This is a genomic window from Pseudonocardia kunmingensis (assembly GCF_006716445.1).
Classification (GTDB): Bacteria; Actinomycetota; Actinomycetes; order Mycobacteriales; family Pseudonocardiaceae; genus Pseudonocardia; species Pseudonocardia kunmingensis.
The window spans coordinates 2,444,390-2,461,543 of the sequence record NZ_VFPA01000001.1; the positions used below are offsets into that span (position 1 = coordinate 2,444,390).

The 17,154-nt window shown below is 74.3% G+C and carries 15 protein-coding genes; 3 read left to right on the forward strand and 12 right to left on the reverse strand.

Annotated features, from left to right (window positions below; all coding sequences use genetic code 11):
• Positions 1-10: 10 nt before the first annotated feature.
• The 10 genes from FB558_RS11735 to FB558_RS11780 form a co-directional block, all read right to left on the reverse strand.
• The gene (locus FB558_RS11735; RefSeq protein WP_142051641.1) at positions 11-511 is read right to left on the reverse strand and encodes a DUF4282 domain-containing protein; all 501 of its coding nucleotides are present in this window, start codon (positions 509-511) and stop codon (positions 11-13) included.
• A gap of 81 nt (positions 512-592) precedes the next feature.
• Complete coding sequence (gene hemB / locus FB558_RS11740) at positions 593-1,567, reverse strand: porphobilinogen synthase (protein WP_142051644.1); 975 nt, start codon at positions 1,565-1,567, stop codon at positions 593-595.
• A gap of 99 nt (positions 1,568-1,666) precedes the next feature.
• A complete protein-coding gene (locus FB558_RS11745; RefSeq protein WP_142051647.1) occupies positions 1,667-3,205 on the reverse strand; it encodes a bifunctional uroporphyrinogen-III C-methyltransferase/uroporphyrinogen-III synthase in 1,539 nt (512 codons plus the stop codon).
• Positions 3,202-4,167, reverse strand: a complete 966-nt coding sequence (hemC, locus tag FB558_RS11750; protein ID WP_142051650.1) for a hydroxymethylbilane synthase — start codon at positions 4,165-4,167, stop codon at positions 3,202-3,204. The genes FB558_RS11745 and hemC overlap by 4 nt, the downstream gene beginning before the upstream one ends.
• The gene (locus FB558_RS11755) at positions 4,164-5,531 is read right to left on the reverse strand and encodes a glutamyl-tRNA reductase (RefSeq protein WP_142051653.1); all 1,368 of its coding nucleotides are present in this window, start codon (positions 5,529-5,531) and stop codon (positions 4,164-4,166) included. Before FB558_RS11755 ends, hemC begins: the two co-directional genes overlap by 4 nt.
• Positions 5,528-6,277 (reverse strand): redox-sensing transcriptional repressor Rex, encoded by a 750-nt coding sequence (locus tag FB558_RS11760; protein WP_246106372.1) that lies wholly within the window; start codon positions 6,275-6,277, stop codon positions 5,528-5,530. Before FB558_RS11760 ends, FB558_RS11755 begins: the two co-directional genes overlap by 4 nt.
• 346 nt (positions 6,278-6,623) lie before the next feature.
• Positions 6,624-7,310, reverse strand: a complete 687-nt coding sequence (locus FB558_RS11765; protein ID WP_142051656.1) for a fasciclin domain-containing protein — start codon at positions 7,308-7,310, stop codon at positions 6,624-6,626.
• Between the two features lie 178 nt (positions 7,311-7,488).
• Positions 7,489-9,069 carry a molybdopterin-dependent oxidoreductase gene (locus FB558_RS11770; protein WP_246106373.1) on the reverse strand — a complete coding sequence of 527 codons (1,581 nt, stop codon included), beginning with the start codon at positions 9,067-9,069 and terminating at the stop codon, positions 7,489-7,491.
• 161 nt (positions 9,070-9,230) lie between these two features.
• A complete protein-coding gene (locus tag FB558_RS11775; protein WP_142051659.1) occupies positions 9,231-9,476 on the reverse strand; it encodes a glutaredoxin family protein in 246 nt (81 codons plus the stop codon).
• Positions 9,473-11,038 (reverse strand): AMP-binding protein, encoded by a 1,566-nt coding sequence (locus FB558_RS11780; RefSeq protein ID WP_246106374.1) that lies wholly within the window; start codon positions 11,036-11,038, stop codon positions 9,473-9,475. Before FB558_RS11780 ends, FB558_RS11775 begins: the two co-directional genes overlap by 4 nt.
• Before the next feature lie 478 nt (positions 11,039-11,516).
• Here FB558_RS11780 and FB558_RS11785 point away from each other — a divergent pair, with 478 nt between their 5' ends.
• The 3 genes from FB558_RS11785 (at position 11,517) to FB558_RS11795 (ending at position 14,995) form a co-directional block, all read left to right on the forward strand.
• Positions 11,517-12,227 (forward strand): sigma-70 family RNA polymerase sigma factor, encoded by a 711-nt coding sequence (locus tag FB558_RS11785; protein WP_142051662.1) that lies wholly within the window; start codon positions 11,517-11,519, stop codon positions 12,225-12,227.
• 184 nt (positions 12,228-12,411) lie between these two features.
• Positions 12,412-13,902, forward strand: coding sequence for a DUF5667 domain-containing protein (locus FB558_RS11790; RefSeq protein ID WP_142051665.1), 1,491 nt, complete (start codon positions 12,412-12,414; stop codon positions 13,900-13,902).
• Positions 13,903-14,122: 220 nt separating this feature from the next.
• On the forward strand, positions 14,123-14,995 hold the full coding sequence (locus tag FB558_RS11795) for an HAD family hydrolase (protein ID WP_233159583.1): 873 nt from the start codon (positions 14,123-14,125) through the stop codon (positions 14,993-14,995).
• A 44-nt stretch (positions 14,996-15,039) separates the two neighbouring features.
• Here the strand turns inward: FB558_RS11795 and FB558_RS11800 are convergent, their stop codons facing one another.
• Together FB558_RS11800 and FB558_RS11805 are read right to left on the reverse strand one after the other, a co-directional pair.
• Positions 15,040-16,056, reverse strand: coding sequence for a lysophospholipid acyltransferase family protein (locus tag FB558_RS11800; protein WP_425467991.1), 1,017 nt, complete (start codon positions 16,054-16,056; stop codon positions 15,040-15,042).
• Positions 16,053-17,090 (reverse strand): NAD-dependent epimerase/dehydratase family protein, encoded by a 1,038-nt coding sequence (locus FB558_RS11805; protein ID WP_142051668.1) that lies wholly within the window; start codon positions 17,088-17,090, stop codon positions 16,053-16,055. The genes FB558_RS11800 and FB558_RS11805 overlap by 4 nt, the downstream gene beginning before the upstream one ends.
• Positions 17,091-17,154 lie beyond the last annotated feature (64 nt).

Consider the following 17,154-nt stretch of genomic DNA (forward strand, 5'->3'; position numbering starts at 1 on the left):
ACGCGGCGCGTCACCGCTTGTGGTGGATGTCTTCCGACATCCGGACGATCGCGTAGAAGAACTCGAGCGTGACCCGGAAGAGGATCAGGTAGAACAGCAGGACGACCGCACCGACGACCAGCACGACCAGGCCGATCCCCACGCCCTGGGTGAAGCCCCCGATCAGGGCCCCGACGTAGAACAGGCCCAGCAGGACCATGCCGACGATGTAGAGGATCTTCACCACGGCGGGCGTGGCGAAGCTGTTGAACTCGAAGTCGAAGAGCGCGGCCAACGGGCTCCCGGCCCGCCCCTGCGGGCCTCCGACCGGCCCCGTGGGCGCCTGCCCGTAGCCACCGGGCTGCTGCCCCGGCTGCGGGTACCCGCCCCAGCCCGGCTGTTGCTGCTGGGGCTGCTGCTGCTGGGGCTGCTGGCCGTACCCGCCCGGGTAGGGCGGCTGCTGCTGGGGGCCACCGGACCACCCCTGCTGTCCGGGCTGGTACTCGCCGGGTGTCCCGGACTCGTTGCTCATGCAGACCTCCAACTGATCACGGTGGGGCGCGATCGTATCTGCTCGCCCACCCCACGTCCGGCGCAGTTCACGACCAGGTGATCAGTCGAGACGGCTCGCCACCTCGGTGGCCCAGTAGGTCAGCACGACGTCGGCGCCGGCCCTGCGGATCGCGGTGAGCGTCTCCAGCACGGTGCGGTCCCGCTCGATCCACCCGTTCGCGGCCGCCGCCTCGACCATGGCGTACTCCCCCGACACCTGGTACGCCGCCACGGGCACGTCCGCGACCTCGGCCACGGCCCGCAGCACGTCCAGGTAGGCCATCGCGGGCTTGACCATGACCATGTCGGCGCCCTCCTCGAGGTCCAGCGCCAGCTCGCGCAGCGACTCGCGCACGTTGGCGCCGTCCTGCTGGTAGGTCTTGCGGTCGCCGGCGAGCTGCGACTCCACGGCCTGGCGGAACGGCCCGTAGAACGCCGAGGTGTACTTCACCGTGTAGGCGAGGATGCCGGTGTCGACGTGCCCGGCGGCGTCGAGCGCCTCCCGGATCACGCCCACCTGGCCGTCCATCATCCCGCTCGGGCCCAGCAGGTGCGCCCCCGCCTCGGCCTGCGCCACCGCCATCTCGGCGTAGACGGCCAGCGTGGCGTCGTTGTCGACGCGGCCCTCGGCGTCGAGCACCCCGCAGTGGCCGTGGTCGGTGAACTCGTCGAGGCAGGTGTCGGCCATGACCACGGTCGCGTCACCGACCTCGGCGCGCACGTCCCGCAGCGCGACGTTCAGCACCCCGTCCGGGTCGCAGGCGGCCGAGCCCGTGGCGTCGTAGCGGGACGGGACGCCGAACAGGATCAACCCGCCGACCCCGGCCTGCACCGCCTCGACCGCGGCCTTGCGCAGCGAGTCGCGCGTGTGCTGGACGACACCGGGCATCGACGCGACCGGCACCGGCTCGGCGGCGCCCTCCTTGACGAACATCGGCAGCACGAGGTGCCGGGGCCGCAGGTCGGTCTCGGCGACGAGGCGCCGCAGGGCCGGGGTGGTGCGCAACCGCCGAGGCCGGTGGTGGGGGAAGGCCATGGGACCAGCCTACGACCGGCGCTCACCGCCCCCGATTGCAGCAGAGCCACTCTCATGCAAGCACGTTGCGTGAGAGTGGCTCTGCGGCAATCCGCGGGCCTAGCGGCGGCGGGCCTTCACCTTGCGCGGCGGGGGCAGGGCGCCCTCCGCGCGGAGCTTCGCCGCGTGCGCGGCCAGTGCGTCCACCAGGGCGGGCACGCGCGCCTCCGACGGCTGGACGTCGACGCGCAGGCCGAACTCGCGGGCGGTCTCGGCGGTCTGCGGGCCGATGCACGCCACGATCGTGCGGGCGTGCGGCTTGCCTGCGATGCCGACGAGGTTGCGCACCGTGGACGACGAGGTGAAGCACACCGCGTCGAACCCACCCGTCTTGATCGCCTCGCGGATCGGGGCGGGCGGCGGCGCCGCGCGCACCGTGCGGTACGCGGTGACGTCGTCGATCTCCCACCCGCGGTCGCGCAGGCCTGCGGCGAGGGTCTCGGTGGCGATGTCCGCCCGCGGGAGCAGCACCCGGTCGACCGGGTCGAGCACGTCGTCGTAGGGCGGGAAGATGCCCAGCAGGCCCTCGGACGACGACTCCTGCGCCTCGTCGATGGACGGCACGAGCTCGGGGTTGATGCCGAAGCCGCGCACCTTCTCCGCGGTGGCCGCCCCGACGCAGGCGATCTTCACGCCGGAGAACGCGCGGGCGTCGAGCCCGAACTCGGCGAACTTCTCCCACACTGCGCGCACGGCGTTGGTGGAGGTGAAGACCACCCACTGGTAGCGGCCGTCGACGAGGCCCTTGACGGCGCGCTCCATCTGCGTGGGCGAGCGCGGCGGCTCGACGGCGATGGTGGGCACCTCCTCCGCGGAGGCGCCGTGCACGGCGAGGCGGTCGCTCATCGCGCCGGCCTGGTCCTTGGTGCGCGGCACCAGCACCCGCCAGCCGTACAGCGCGCGGGACTCCCACCACGACAGCTCGGCGCGCAGGCCCACCTCGGCGCCCACGGTGACGACGAGCGGGCCCTCCATGTCGGCGGCGTCGGTGGCCACCGTGGCGAGCGTGCCCTGGACCGTCTTCTGGGTGGTGTGCGTGCCACCCGAGGTGACGGCGACCGGGGTCTGCGCGGCCACGCCGTGCTCGGTGAGCGACGCGGCCACCTCCGGCAGGTGCGACGCGGTGGCGTGCAGCACGAACGTGCCCGGCGAGGCGGCGAGGCGGGGCCAGTCGACACCGGCGCGCACGTCGGCCTCGACGTGCGCCGAACCCAGCGGCACCCCGGCGTAGGCCGGCACCGCGGTGCCCGCCGGGACGCCCGGGACCACGTCGAACGCGATGTCGGCGGCGGCCACCGCGATGGCCTCCTGCACCACGGAGTCGACGGTCAGCGGGTCACCGCTGACGAGCCGGGTGACGCTGCGCCCCGAGCGGGCCTCGGTGACGAGGTCCTTCGCGACGTCGGACGGCTGCCCGACCGCGGGCCGCACCTCGGCGCCGTCGGCGACCAGCGCCAGCACCGGCTCCGGGACGTCCGCGTCGGTGACGACGAGCGGCGCGCCCGCGAGGGCCTCCCGCGCGCGGACGGTCAACAGGCCGGGGTCGCCGGGGCCGCTGCCCACGAAGGCGACCCGTCCCGGGTTGGGCGTAGGTGTCATCTCGGAACTCCCGATCCAGCGTTTCTCGGGAGGGCGGCGAGGCCCCCCATGTCGAGCAGCTCCGCGGCCAATGCCGCCCCGAGCTTCTCGGCGTCGTCCATGTCTCCGGTGACGGAGGCGCGCAGCAGCGCCCCGTCGGTGGTGCCGACCACCGCGCGCAGCGAGACCTGGTCGATGACGTGCCCGTCGTCGTCCAGGTCGGACACCACGTCGGCGAGCGCCCCGATCGGCGCGCTGCAGCCGGCCTCGAGCGTGGCCAGGACCGCGCGCTCGGCGACGACGGCCGCGCGGGTGGCGGTGTCGTCGAGAGCGGCGGCCAACGACCGTGCGAGCTCCAGGTCCGTGTCGTTCATGGGAACCCGGCACTCGACGGCCAGTGCGCCCTGTGCGGGCGCGGGGAGCATCTGCAACGGGTCGAGCAGTTCCGTCGCGTCGTCCAGCCGACCCAGCCGGGCCAGCCCGGCGGCCGCCACGACCACGCCGTCGAGCTCGCCTGCGCGCACCTTGCCGATGCGCGTGTCGACGTTGCCGCGGATGGGCACGACCTCCAGGCCGAGGCCGAGGGCCTCGAGCTGGGCCTTCCGCCGCGGGGAGCCGGTACCGACCCGCGAGCCCGGCGGCAGCTCGCCGAGCACCATCCCGTCCCGCGCGACGAGCGCGTCGCGCGGGTCCTCCCGCTGCGGGACCGCCGCCAGGTGCAGGCGCGGGTCGGGCGCCGTGGGCAGGTCCTTGTAGGAGTGCACGGCGACGTCGATGTCACCGCGCGCCAGCGCCTCCCGCAGCGCGGACACGAACACCCCGACCCCGAGCTCGGCGACGGGTGCGCTCGAGCGGTCGCCCGAGGTGCTGATCTGCACCAGCTCGCACTCCTGGCCCGCCGCCCGCAGCCGCTCGGCGACGAGCCCGGTCTGGGCCGTGGCGAGCGCGCTCGGGCGGGTGCCGATCCTCAGCGGCAGCGTCATGGCGTCCGCCCTTCGGTCGTGTCGGTGCGGGCCTCCAGCGCGGCGAGCACGTCACCGCTGCGTTGGACGGCCACGGCGGCGGGCTTCTGCGGGTCGAGCTCGAACAGCGCCCGCAGCGCGGCGGCGTAGCTGTCGCCGTCCGGGCCCTCCGCGAGCCGCTTGACCTGCACGGTGGGCGTGTGCAGCAGCTTGTCGACGACCCGGCGGACGCTGCGACCGAACTCCTCGCGCACCCCCGGCTCGATGTCGGGCAGCCGCGAGTCGAGGCGCAGCAGCTCGGCGTCGATCACCTCGGACGCCCGCCTGCGCAGCGCGGTGACCGTGGGGGTGACCTCGGCGGAGCGCTGTGCGGCGAGGTAGGCCTGGGCCTCCTCGGCCACCAGCTCCTGGGCGGCGGCGACGGCGGAGCCGCGCTCGCCGGTGGCGAGCCTGCGCTGCAGGGCGACCAGGTCGATCACCGAGACGCCGGGCAGGGCGGCGACGCCCGGGTCGACGTCGCGGGGCAGGCCGAGGTCGCACACCGCGAGCGGGCGACCCCCGCGCTCGGCGACGGCCGCGGCCACCGGCTCGAGCTCGACGACGGTGCCGACGGCGCCCGTGCACGCGACCAGCAGGTCGGCGGCGGCCAGCTCGGCACCGAGCGCGTCGAGCCCCGCGCCCCGGGCGGGCGTGCCCTGCGCGCGCGTGTTCTCCGCCAGCCGTTCCGCGCGCTCGACCGAGCGGTTGAGCACCACGATGTCGGCGGCACCGGCCCGGCGCAGGTGGGCGGCGGCGAGCGCGCCCATCGCCCCGGCGCCGACGATCACGACGCGGCGGCCTGCGAGGTCGCCGCCGAGGGCGGTGGCCGCGTCGGCGAGCGCCTCGGACACGACCGAGGCACCCGCGGTGTCGATGCCGGTGCTGGCGTGCACCCGCTTGCCGACGCGCAGCGCGTGCTGGGCCAGCTCGTGCAGGGTGCGCCCGACGGTGCCCGCGGCGTCGGCCGTGGCGTAGGCCGTGCGCAGCTGGCCGAGGATCTGGGCCTCGCCCACGACCATCGAGTCGAGCCCGGAGGACACCGCGAACAGGTGCTGCACGGCTGAGCCGGCGTAGTGCACGTAGACGTGCTCGGTGAGCTCGGTGAGCGGCATCCCCGCGTGCCGCGCGAGCACGGCGGAGACGTCCGCGAGCCCGCCGTGGAACGCGTCGACGACCGCGTAGACCTCGATCCGGTTGCACGTGGAGAGCAGCACCGCCTCGGACACGTGCGGGGCGCGCAGCAGCTCGTCGAGCAGCTTCGGCACCTCCGTGGCCCCGACCGCGGCGCGCTCGAGCACCTGCACCGGTGCGCTGCGGTGCGACAGGCCCACCACCAGGACACTCATTCGGCCAACCCTCCCGACCCGTTCACCACACCGCGCGCCGCGTGCCCGTTGACCGCGGGCGCCGTCGCGGCGGTGGCCAGGTTCTTGCGTGCCACGTGGAACGCGAGGATCTGCAGCTCGACGGCGAGGTCGACCTTGCGGACCTCCACCTCGTCGGGCACCTGCAGCACGACGGGGGCGAAGTTGAGGATGCAGCGCACGCCCGCCTCGACCAGCAGGTCGCAGACGCCCTGCGCGACCTGGCCCGGTGTGGCGATCATGCCGATGGTGACCCCGCGGTCCGCGCACACCCGCGGGATCTCGCGGACGTGCTCGACGAGGATCCCGTTGATGTGGATGCCGACGAGGTCGGGGTCGACGTCGAAGAGCGCAGCGACCGGGAACCCGCGACCGCCGAAGCCGCCGTAACCGGCGAGGGCGTGGCCGAGGTTGCCGATGCCGACGAGCGCGACGGCCTGGCGGTGGTTGAGCCCGAGGGTGCGCTCCAGCTGGTGCACCAGCGCCGCGACCTCGTAGCCGACGCCGCGGATGCCGTAGGACCCGATGTAGGACAGGTCCTTGCGGAGCTTCGCCGGGTTGACGCCGGTGGCGCCGGCGAGCTCGTCGCTCGACACCGTCTCCGCGCCCTCCTCGGCCAGCTCGCCGAGCTTCCGGAGGTACACCGCGAGCCGGGCCACGCTGGCCTCGGGGATGGCCCGCAGCCCGGCGGTGGCATCCTCGGAGCCGGCCTGCGGCGGCTTCGTCACGCTCACGTCTCCTCGAAGGTGCTGTGCGGCTGTGCGGCATTGCTCGGTCGTGCGGCATTGCTCGTGCGGAGGCACGGGGCGCACGTCAACGGGGCCGCGCACCCAGGAACCGGATGTACCTAGCCGAGTACCCGGGTTCGGGTGTTGACGGCGACTGGAATACACGGTAGCCGCTTGTGAAGGCACGCACAAAGTTGCGATCTTGAACCGGAACGTGCTCATCCGGGGCCTGCCCGACCTCCGACCGGTGGTCGCCGCACGGCTGCCGTTCGTCGCGTCCTGGCCCGGACGCACGCGGGGGCGGCCCCGATCCCGGGACCGCCCCTGCGGACGCGTGTCGCGTGGCTCAGCCCTGCGGCATGAGCACCTTGTCGATCACGAACACGGTGGCGTTCGCGGTCGGGATGTTGCCGCACAGGACGTTGGCGGTGTTGCCCATGGCGTCGGTCACGGTCGGGGCTTCCGGGGTCCCGCCGATGGTGACGTCGCCCCCGGCGAGCTGGGTGACGGTACCGGCCTCGACCAGGCCCTCGGCGTCCATCCGCTGCGGGACGACGTGGTAGGAGAGGATCGTCTGCAGCATCTCGGTGTTCGCGAGCAGGGCGTTGAACTGCTCCTCGCCCAGCTGCTGCTGCACGGCCTCGAACGCCGGGTTCGCCGGCGCGAAGACCGTGATGGCCTCCTGGCTGTTGAGGGTCTCCGCGAGACCCGGCACCTGGCCCACGGCCGTCACCAGCGTCGTGAGCAGCGGGTTGTTGGACGCGGCGGTGGCCACCGGGTCGTCGACCATGCCCTCGGCCGAGCCCTCGCCCTCGGTGGGCACCTGGCTGCAGGCCGGGCCGAAGATGTCGGAGATCTCGGTCACCCCGTCGCCCGCGGCCATCGGGGCCGAGGTCATCGGCGACTCCATGGGAGCGCTCGCGGGTGCCGGTGCCTCGGCGGCGGGGGCCTCGGAGCCGCCGCCGCAGGCCGCCAGCGCCACGGTCAGGGCGGCCATCGAGCCGACGGCGGCCAGTCGCTGGATCTTTCGCACGATGTTCCTCCTCGCGGTCGGCCCAGCGGTTCCGGGCCGTTGCACCAAGGCGTTCGAAATCGCGCCAAAGCCGGTTCAGGTGCAGAACGTCACGTTTCCGTCACGGGAGCGGGGCGTCCGGACGACGTCACGCGGAGCCCATCGACGATCGGCCGTCCGGCGCAGCCGAACGGACGCGTCACGCCACGGAGAAGAGGACCGCCGGGTAGCCGGACGCGCCGTCGGGGATCGGCTCGGCCGGGACGTCGGTCTGCGTCACGCCGTTCGCGTCGGTGGCCCGGCTCTGCACCGTGTGGCTCCCGGGTCCGAGGTCGAGGTCGGCGCGCCACATCCGCCACGTGTCCCCGCTGACCTCGGTGGCCAGCTCCGCCTCGCGCCACGCCCCGCCGTCCACCCGCACCTCGACGCGGCTGATCCCGTCGGGCTGGGACCAGGCGATCCCGGCGACGGTGACGCGGCCGGCGGGCAGGGACGCGAAGCCCCGGGGGCTGTCGATGCGCGACTGCGTCTTGATCGGGGCCTTCTCCGCCCACCCGCGCTCCAACCAGTACCCCGCCTTGGCGGCGAACGTCGTGAGCTCCATGTCGACGATCCACTTCGTCGCCGACACGAACCCGTAGAGACCGGGCACGACCATCCGCACCGGGAACCCGTGCTCGGGTGGCAGCGCCTCGCCGTTCATGCCGATCGCGAGCAGCGCGCCGCGGTCGGGCTCCATCAGCACGTCCACCGGCGTGCCGGTGTACCACCCGTCGACGCTCGTGGAGAACGCCTGGTCTGCTCCGGGGCGCACCCCCGCCTCCAGCAGCAGCTCGCGCAGGTCGACACCGACGAAGTTCGCCGTGGAGATCAGGTCGCCGCCCACCGGGTTCGAGACGCACGTCATCGTGATCGTGCGCTCGACCAGCGGCCTGCGCAGCAGGTCGTCGAAGGTCAGCTCCAGCTCGTTCTCGACCATGCCGTGGATCCGCATCGACCAGGCGTCCGCGGTCTCGTCGGGGATCCGCAGGGCGACGTCGATCCGGTAGAAGTCGGCGTTCGGGGTGAGGAAGGTGGGCGTGCCGAGCTCGGGGAGGGCCGCGGTCGGCGGGATCGCCGGGGCCCGGTCGACGGGCAGGGCGGCCAGCCGGGCCGTCACCGCCTGCCGCGAGTCACCGACGCCGCGCCCGAGCAGCACACCGCCCACGCCCGCGGCGGCCGAGCCCAGCGCGACCGCCAGCGACGAGCGGACGAGCAGCGCGCGCCGGGTCAGGCCGCCGGACGCCTCCGCCGGGCCCGCGGTGGAGGGGAGCGCACGGGCGTGCAGCCACCGGAACACCCCGACGCCCACCACCAGCGCCGCCGTCGGGGCGAGCACGTCGACCGGCGCGAACACCGGCGCGAACAGCACCGCCACGAACCCGAGCACCCCCAGCACGGCCACCACCACGACCCCGGGGCCGGGTCGGCGGCGGGACGCGAGGCCCGCCAGCGCGGCGACGACCGCGATCACCACGGCCATCCCGGCCAGCAGCACCGGCTTGTCGGCCGTGCCGAACGCGGCCTTCGCGAACTCGGTGAGCCACTGCGGGGAGAACCGGATCACGGTGTCGCCGACGGCGAGGTAGGGCGACGAGGCCGGTGACAGCAGGCCCGCCACCAACTGGCCCGCCGCCAGCGCCGCCGCCACGGACAGGACCCCGACGAGCGCGGCCCAGCCGCGCGGGATGCGGGGTGCGGCCCCGGGCTCGGGCCGCTGCGGTGCCTCGGTGGTGCTCACACAACGAGTTTCGCTCCGGAAGCCGCTGCGGTTCGCCCGGAAGGTGTGACGATCCGCGAACGGCGCCACGCACCGATCTCCGCGTCACACACCGACTTCCGCGCTGCTACACCGACTGCAGTCGGTGTGGCAGCACCACGATCGGTGTGCGAGCGGCGCGATCAGGCCAGGGCCGCGCGGAGGCGGGCCTCCTCGACGCGCCAGAAGCCGTGCTCGCGGCCGTCCACCTCGATCACCGGGACGCGGTCGCCGTACTCGGCGCGCAGCACGGGGTCGGAGTCGACGTCGACCGCGGCCCAGCCCGCGCCGACGTCGGCGCAGATGCGCGCGACCTCGGCCTCGGCGGTGGCGCAGAGCCCGCAGTCGGTGCGGGTGTAGACGGTGACCCGCTGCGGTGCGGCCGTCACGACGGCGTCACCAGCTGCCGCCGGGCCACCTTGCCGGTGGGCGTGCGGGGCAGCGCCTCGGTGAACTCGACGACCGTGGGCACCTTGAACCGGGCCAGCCGCTCCTCGCAGTGGGCGCGGACCGCGTCCTCGGACAGGTCGGCGTCCTCGGCCCGCACGAGCACGGCCTTGACCGCCTCGCCTGTGCGCTCGTCGGGCACGCCGACGACCGCGGCCTCCGCCACGCCGGGCAGCTCGGCGAGCACCTGCTCCACCTCGCGCGGGTAGACGTTGAACCCGTTGACGATGACCAGGTCCGACGAGCGGTCCACCAGGTGCAGGTCGCCGTCGGCGTCGAGGAACCCGACGTCGGCGGTGCGGAACCAGCCGTCGGCGTCCGGGCCGCCGGAGCCGTCGGGCCAGTAGCCGGAGAAGAGGTTGGCCCCCCGCACCGCGACCAGCCCGGTGTCCTGCGCCGGGTCGCTGACGTCCTCGTCGATGTCCTCGGGGTCCGGGTCGGCCACGACGTCGATCGGCCTGCCCTCGACGTCGACGAGGCGCAGCTCGACGCCCGGCAGCGCCCGCCCCACCGAGCCGGGCTTGGGCGGACCGTCCGAGGCGTTCGTGGTGATCACCGGGCCGCCCTCGGTGAGCCCGTAGCCCTCGTAGATCGGCAGGCCGGTGGCGGCGCGGAAGTCGTCGAGCCACTGCGGCGGCAGCGGCGCACCACCGGACGTGCACAGGCGCAGCCCCGCCGTGGCGGCCCGCAGCCGCTCGGGCGGGAGCTCGAGCATGGCCCGGAACATCGACGGCACCCCGGCCATCCCGCTCACGCGCTGCTGCACGAGCACGTCGGCGACGTGCGCCGGCTCGAACCGCTCGGTGACCACGACGGTGGCGGCCGCCCAGCACACCTGCAGGAGCCCGGCGGCCAGCCCGAAGACGTGGAAGAGCGGCAGGGAGAGCAGCACCCGGTCGGCCGGCAGCACCGGCGCCGGACGCAGCGCGGCGGTCTGCGCCCGGTTGGCCAGCACCGCCCGGTGGGAGAGGCGGACCCCGCGGGGGCGGCCCGTGGTGCCCGACGTGTAGATCAGCAGGGCGATCTCCTCGCCACCCGCGCCGCGGTCGGCGACGGGCGCGCCCGCGCGTGCGGCGAGGTCCGGGGGCGGCAGGACGGTGGCACCCCGGGCGGCGGCGCCGCGCTGCGCGGACTCGTCACCCTCCGCGGTCACGATGACGGCCGGGCGGCAGTCGTCGAGCACGATCTCGAGCTCGCGCTCCACCGCGACGGGCCCGAACGGGACGACCACGGCGCCCGCGCGGAGCGCGCCGAGCACGGCCACGCAGAACGCGGCGCCGTTGCCGAGCCGCACGAGCACGCGCTCGCCCGGCGCCACCCCTGCCTCGCCGAGCCGCAGCGCCTCGGCGGAGACGGCCGCGTCGAACTCGGCCCACGTCAGCGAGACCGCGCTGGTCACGTCGATGACCGCGGGGTGGTCGGGCGCGCGGCCCGCCGCGTCCGCCACCAGGTCGGCCACGTGAGTCCGTGCCCCGCCCTGCGGGCTGCCGGTCGGGATGTCCACTGTTCTCCCCGGGTTGGCGCTGCGCGCGATGGCCTCCGGGGGCGAGTCTGGCACGAAGCGGGCGCCACGGCGCCTGCGGCGCCCGCCGCACCAGGTGGACCTCCCGCGGACCGCGACACGCGGGTCCCCATGACGTTGACCGCGCGTAGTCAGCCGCTCACCGGACGACAGTCACGGCGAGCGGTGGTGCGTGCTTCACCACACCGGGCCGGCCGTATGCTCCGCCGCTACAGCCAACTCAACGGCCGACCCACGAGATCGTCGCGAAGCTCACCCGAGGGAGTGGCATGCAGTTTGTTGCCGCCGGCGCACCACGGGCCGATCCGCCGCACCACAGCGCACCCCGATGGGGTTCGACGCGGCGCCCTGACCACCGACGCGGTTGCAGGGCCCGCCGGGATCCATGACCCGACCCGTACGACAGCCTCGGCTGCTCCCCACCGAGACCGCCCGTCCACCGGCGGGTCGAGAGGTAGAGATGCCCCCGACCACAGCTCCCCGAGTCGGCCCACCCGGCCCTCCACCGCAAGGCACCGTCACCGGGCACCCGCTCCCCCGCCCGCGGCAGAGCCCGGCCGAGCCGTCGGCACCCGCGCCGCCCGCGCAGCAGACGCAGGCCGCCCCCGAGGCGCCGCAGCACGAGGAGGGTGGGGCGTGGGCGCTGGTCAAGGCGGCCCAGGACGGCGACATGCTCGCGTTCGGCGAGCTGTTCGACCGCTACTACGACGTCGTCTTCCGCTACGTGCTCTTCCGCACGGGTGACCGCACCCTCGCCGAGGACCTCACCCAGGAGACGTTCGTCAGGGCGCTGCGGCGGATCTCGTCGGTCAGCTACCAGGGCCGCGACATCGGTGCGTGGTTCGTCACGATCGCGCGGAACCTCATCTTCGACCACGTGAAGTCCAGCCGCTACCGGCTGGAGCACACCACCGGCGAGATCATCGAGCTCTCGCCGACCACCGGTGGGCCCGAGCAGCAGGTGCTCGACCTCGCCACCAACGACGAGCTGCTGCGCTGCGTCCGCAAGCTCAACCCCGACCAGCAGGAATGCATCCAGCTCCGCTTCCTCCAGGGTCTGTCCGTGGCCGAAACGGCCGAGATCATGGACCGCAACGAGGGGGCCGTCAAGGCCCTCCAGCACCGAGCGGTCCGGCGGCTCGCCCAGCTGCTACCGGAGGGCCTCCGATGACCCCGCGGTACATCGTCGACGGCGCCCAGCGCGTTACGGGTGCGGCGAACGAACGACTCGATGCGGTGAACGGTCTTCGACCCGTAACCGGACGCATGACGGCTCGTTGTACGGCTGAACGTTGCGCCGCACACGACCAGGGTGCGGGGACAGACAGCGCAGGGATGCAGTGAGGACGGCCAACATGCCCGCCGGACAGGGCAAGGACGCAGAGCGGTTCGCCGCCGCCGTGGAGTCGGGGACACCCCTCGGCGCCGCGGGCGACGACGACCTCGCACACGAGCTCGAGATCGTGGCCATGCTGCGGTCCCGGGGTGCGGAGTTCGCGCCGGACGCCGAGACCAAGGCGCGCGCGAAGCAGCGCCTCATGGCCGTGCTCGCGGAGCAGGGTGGCCCGCAGCCGGGCCCCCGCCCCGCACCCCAGGACCCGCCGCACCGCGGAGCCGCGCCGCCCACCGCCGCGGAGCTCACGGCACCGCTGGGCCGCCTCGTCGAGCCCACCGGCCCCGAGGCACGCGCCGACGTCGATCCCGCGGCGCAGACCGCCCGGATCGCCCCGATCACGGCCCGGATGGACGCCGCGGGTTCCGAGAGCGCCTCCGACACCCCGGGCGACCACGACCCGGGCGGCGAGGACGCACCGACGACGGCCACGCACCAGGCCTCGCCGCGCGCAGGCCGGCGGGCCCGGCACAGCACCGGCCGCGGCTCCAACCGCCCGGCCGGCCGGGCGGGCGCGTCCCGGCGCCCCGCCGCCCCGAGCCTGCGCCGCCGCGCGCTCCTCGTCGGGTCGGCCGCGATGGTCGCGATGCTCGCGATCGCCGGTGGCGGGATCTTCGCCAGCCAGGGCGCGCTGCCCGGCGACAACCTCTACGCGGTCAAGCGCGCCGCGGAGTCGGCGGGGCTCGCGCTCACGTTCGACGACGCCAGCAGGGCGCAGCGCCAGCTCGAGATCGCCGCGACCCGGCTGTCCGAGGTGGAGCGGCTCAGCGCCCTCGAGCCGCAGGCCGCCCCCGCGCCCGAGGTGTTCACCGCCGCGATGGACGAGTTCGACGCCGCCACCGACGAGGGCTCGCGGCTGCTGCTCGAGTCCACGGGGACGAGCACCTCGAGCAGCGCGCAGGACGAGCTGCGCACGTGGGCGTCCGAGCAGTCGGAGCGGCTCACCGAGATCCGGCCGGAGCTGCCGGCCGCGGCCGAGGCCGACGAGTCGATCGAACTGCTCCAGCGGCTGCTCGGCCGCACGGGGGCCGCCGACGGTTCCTCGTCGTGCGACGACGAGGAGTGCACGGCCCGCCGGAGCGCGCAGACGTCCGCACCGGAGTCCGACGAGGCCGACGCCACGGAGGACGCGACGTCCGCACCGGACGAGAGCGACTCGAGCGGCACCCGGGAGACGGACGAGCCGTCGCGCACGCCGAGCGACGCCTCCGAGGGTGAGGAGTCGCGCCTGCTTCCCGACCTCCTCCCCGACGCGGACCGCAAGAGCGACGAGGACGCGCCGAGCTCGAAGAAGAGCGAGGACGAGGACAGGACGTCCGAATCCGAGTCCGAGTCCGAGTCCGGCGACGAGGGCTCGGAGGGCGCAGGCGACGTCTCGGTGCCGCTCCCGCTGCTCCCCCCGGTGACGCTCCCGCCGCTGCTGCCGGGGATGCCCGGGATCACCATCGGCTGATCTGCCACGACACACAGGGCCGCCGCGGAACCGCGTTCCGCGGCGGCCCCGTGTCGTCTGGTGCCTCCCGCCGTCGACCGGAGCTGTCGCCTCCGCGCGCGGCACTAGGCTGAGGCGAGAAACCCACGGAGGCCCGCAGGTGGTTGGAGAACAAGAGCCCCGCGAACCGCTGACACCCACCCCCTCCGGGGAGCTGAGCGGGGCCACGGAGACGCCGGGCGTGGTCGAGTCGGCCACCGCGACCGACCCCGCGCTCCGCGCCGGTGAGGCCGCTGCGGCCGCGGCCGTCGCGGCGGGGGACAGCGGTCCTCCCGACGTGCCGCTCACCGACCTCACGGCCGCCGCGTTCTTCGACGTCGACAACACCATGATGATCGGCGCCTCGATCTTCCACTTCGCCCGCGGCCTCGCCGCGCGCAAGTTCTTCACCACCTCCGACCTGCTCGGCTTCGCGTGGCAGCAGCTGCGGTTCCGCATCGGCGGGCGCGAGACCAGCTACTCCACCACCACCGGGCGGGACACCGCCCTGTCCTTCGTCGCGGGCCGGCCGGTCGCCGAGATCACGGCGCTCGGCGAGGAGATCTACGACGAGCTGATGGCCGACCGCATCTGGGCCGGCACCCGCGCGCTCGCCCAGATGCACCTGGACGCCGGCCAGCGGGTCTGGCTGGTCACGGCCACCCCCGTGGAGCTCGCCCTCATCATCGCCCGCAGGCTCGGGCTCACCGGCGCGCTGGGCACGGTGGCCGAGAGCGTCGACGGCCACTACACGGGCCGGCTGGTGGGCGAGATCCTGCACGGCCCGGCGAAGGCCCACGCCGTCCGCGCGCTCGCGGTGACCGAGGGCCTGGACCTGCGCCGCTGCACCGCCTACTCCGACTCGGTCAACGACGTGCCGATGCTCTCCGCCGTCGGCACGGCCGTGGCCGTCAACCCCGACGCGGATCTGCGCGACGTCGCGAAGGAACGCGGGTGGCAGGTGCGCGACTTCCGCACCGGCCGCAAGGCCGCGAGGATCGGCGTGCCCTCGGTCCTGGGAGCAGGAGCGATCGCAGGAGCGGTGGCGGCAGGCCTGGCCGCGCGCAAGCGCTAGCCCCACCCCGGGCGCACTTTGGAGCCTTACTGCTGTCCAGGGGCTCAGCCCAGGAAGGTGCTCCTGCGTTGGCTCAGCAGCCGGTACAGCGTGTGCTGGATCGTCTCGCGCACCTGGTCGGTCAGGTTGAACACCGTCATCGGGTCGTCCGCCTCGGCGGGGTCGATCGAGTCGGTGCGGATCGGCTCGCCGAACTCGATGTACCACTTCGACGGCAGCGGCACGAGCCCCACCGGCCCGAACGCCGGGAACAGGGGCGTGACCGGGAAGTAGGGCGCCCCGAACAGCCGGGCGAGCGGCTTGATGTCGCCGATCTTCGGATAGATCTCCTCCGCGCCCACGATGGAGCACGGGATGATCGGGACGCCGGTGCGCAGCGCGGCCGAGACGAACCCGCCCCGGCCGAAGCGCTGCAGCTTGTACCGGTCCCGGAACGGCTTGCCGATCCCCTTGAACCCCTCCGGCCAGACGCCGACCAGCTCGCCGGAGGCCATGAGCCGCTGCGCGTCGGGGGTGCAGGCGAGCGTGCTGCCCTGCTTGCGGGCCAGCGGGCCGACCACCGGCAGGCGGAACATCAGGTCGGCGCCGAGCATGCGCAGGTGCCGTCGGGCGGGGTGGTCGTCGTGCAGGGCCACGGCCGTCATCAGGGAGTCCAGCGGCAGGGTGCCGGAGTGGTTGGCCACGACGAGGGCCCCGCCGACGTCGGGCACGTGGTCCATGCCGATGGTCTCCACGCGGAACCAGTTGCGGTACAGCGGCCGCAGCGCCGGGATGATCACGTTGTCGGTGAGCTCGGCGTCGAAGCCGAACTCGTCGACGGCGTAGTCGCCCTCCAGCCGCCTGCGCAGGAACGCCATCGCCTCGGCGAGCGCCTCCTCCCACTGCGCGGGAGCGGCGGGCTCGTCGGCCGCCGGCACGGCGCCGTCCTCGGGGGCGCCGTCGTCGGGGCCGGTGCCCTCGGGAGCGGCGCGCAAGGGGATCACGCGGGCCCCGGTGCTCTCGGGCCCGTCGGCGGGACGGGATTCGGCGTCGGGGCGCACGGCCCGGCGGCGGGGCGTCACCGCAGGGTCCTCGCGGCCGCGAGCACGCCGCGTTCCACGGCGGCGAACCGCTCGGGGTCGACGACGGGACGCAGCGCGCGGCCGCGGACGTAGTCGTCGAAGGCCTGCACGGTGGTCCAGCGCGGCGTGAACCCGAACTGGCGGCGCAGCCGCCCGTTGTCGACCACGCGGCCGAAGTTGAGCAGCCGCATCTGCTCGGGGGAGAAGTCGACGAGCCGCGCGCTGCGGAACAGCCGGCTCACCGGCCCCACGGCCGGGCTGGGCACCGGGAGCGGCATCCGGCCGGCGCGGCGGATCGCCTGCGAGAGCATCAGCACCCCGTCCGCGGCGACGTTGAAGACGCCGGGCACGTCCTCGCTGGCCGCCTTCTCCAGCACGGCGAGCCCGTCCTCCTCGTGCAGCAGCTGCACGCGCGCGTCGTAGCCGAGGACGATCGGCACCACCGGCAGCGCGAAGTAGCGGGTGAAGACGGTCTCGATGCGCGGGCCGATGAAGTTGGCGAACCGCAGCGTGGTGACCGAGACGTCGGGGCGCCGTCGGGCGAACCCCCGCAGGTAGCCCTCGATCTCGACCGCGTCCTTGGCGTAGCCGCCCGGTGGCAGGTCCTTGGGGGTCATCGTCTCGGTGAACAGCGCCGGGTCGCGCGAGCTCGAACCGTAGACGGCGGTGGTGGACTTGAGCACCATGCGCCGGACCGACGGCGCCTTCTGGCACGCGGCCAGCAGCTGCATCGTGCCGATGACGTTCATCTCCTTCATCGCCACGCGGCCCCCGGACGAGCCGGGGTTGGCCGCGAGCGAGGCGTGGACGACGGTGTCGACCGACGCGGTGGAGATGACCTTCGAGATCAGCGGGTTGCGGATGTCGGCGCGCACGAACTCCGCGCGCCCCATCCTGCGCAGCAGGTCGCGGGGCGGGGGCACGGTGTCCACCCCCAGCACCCGGTCGATGTCCGGGTTCGCGGCGAGGCGCGCGGCGAGGTGACCACCGAGGAACCGGCTGACCCCGGTGACGAGGACGACGGAAGGAGGCACGGGCCTACCCCAGGAATGCGATCGGATGCAGCGGGTGACCGATGGTAGCCCGCTCCGGCGCCGG

What these genes read in the sequence shown, in the direction of transcription:
- FB558_RS11735 (WP_142051641.1), bottom strand. Translation starts at nt 511, where the DNA reads ATGAGCAACGAGTCCGGGACACCCGGCGAGTACCAGCCCGGACAGCAG.
- hemB (WP_142051644.1), bottom strand. Translation starts at nt 1,567, where the DNA reads ATGGCCTTCCCCCACCACCGGCCTCGGCGGTTGCGCACCACCCCGGCC.
- FB558_RS11745 (WP_142051647.1), bottom strand. Translation starts at nt 3,205, where the DNA reads ATGACACCTACGCCCAACCCGGGACGGGTCGCCTTCGTGGGCAGCGGC.
- hemC (WP_142051650.1), bottom strand. Translation starts at nt 4,167, where the DNA reads ATGACGCTGCCGCTGAGGATCGGCACCCGCCCGAGCGCGCTCGCCACG.
- FB558_RS11755 (WP_142051653.1), bottom strand. Translation starts at nt 5,531, where the DNA reads ATGAGTGTCCTGGTGGTGGGCCTGTCGCACCGCAGCGCACCGGTGCAG.
- FB558_RS11785 (WP_142051662.1), top strand. Translation starts at nt 11,517, where the DNA reads ATGCCCCCGACCACAGCTCCCCGAGTCGGCCCACCCGGCCCTCCACCG.
- FB558_RS11790 (WP_142051665.1), top strand. Translation starts at nt 12,412, where the DNA reads ATGCCCGCCGGACAGGGCAAGGACGCAGAGCGGTTCGCCGCCGCCGTG.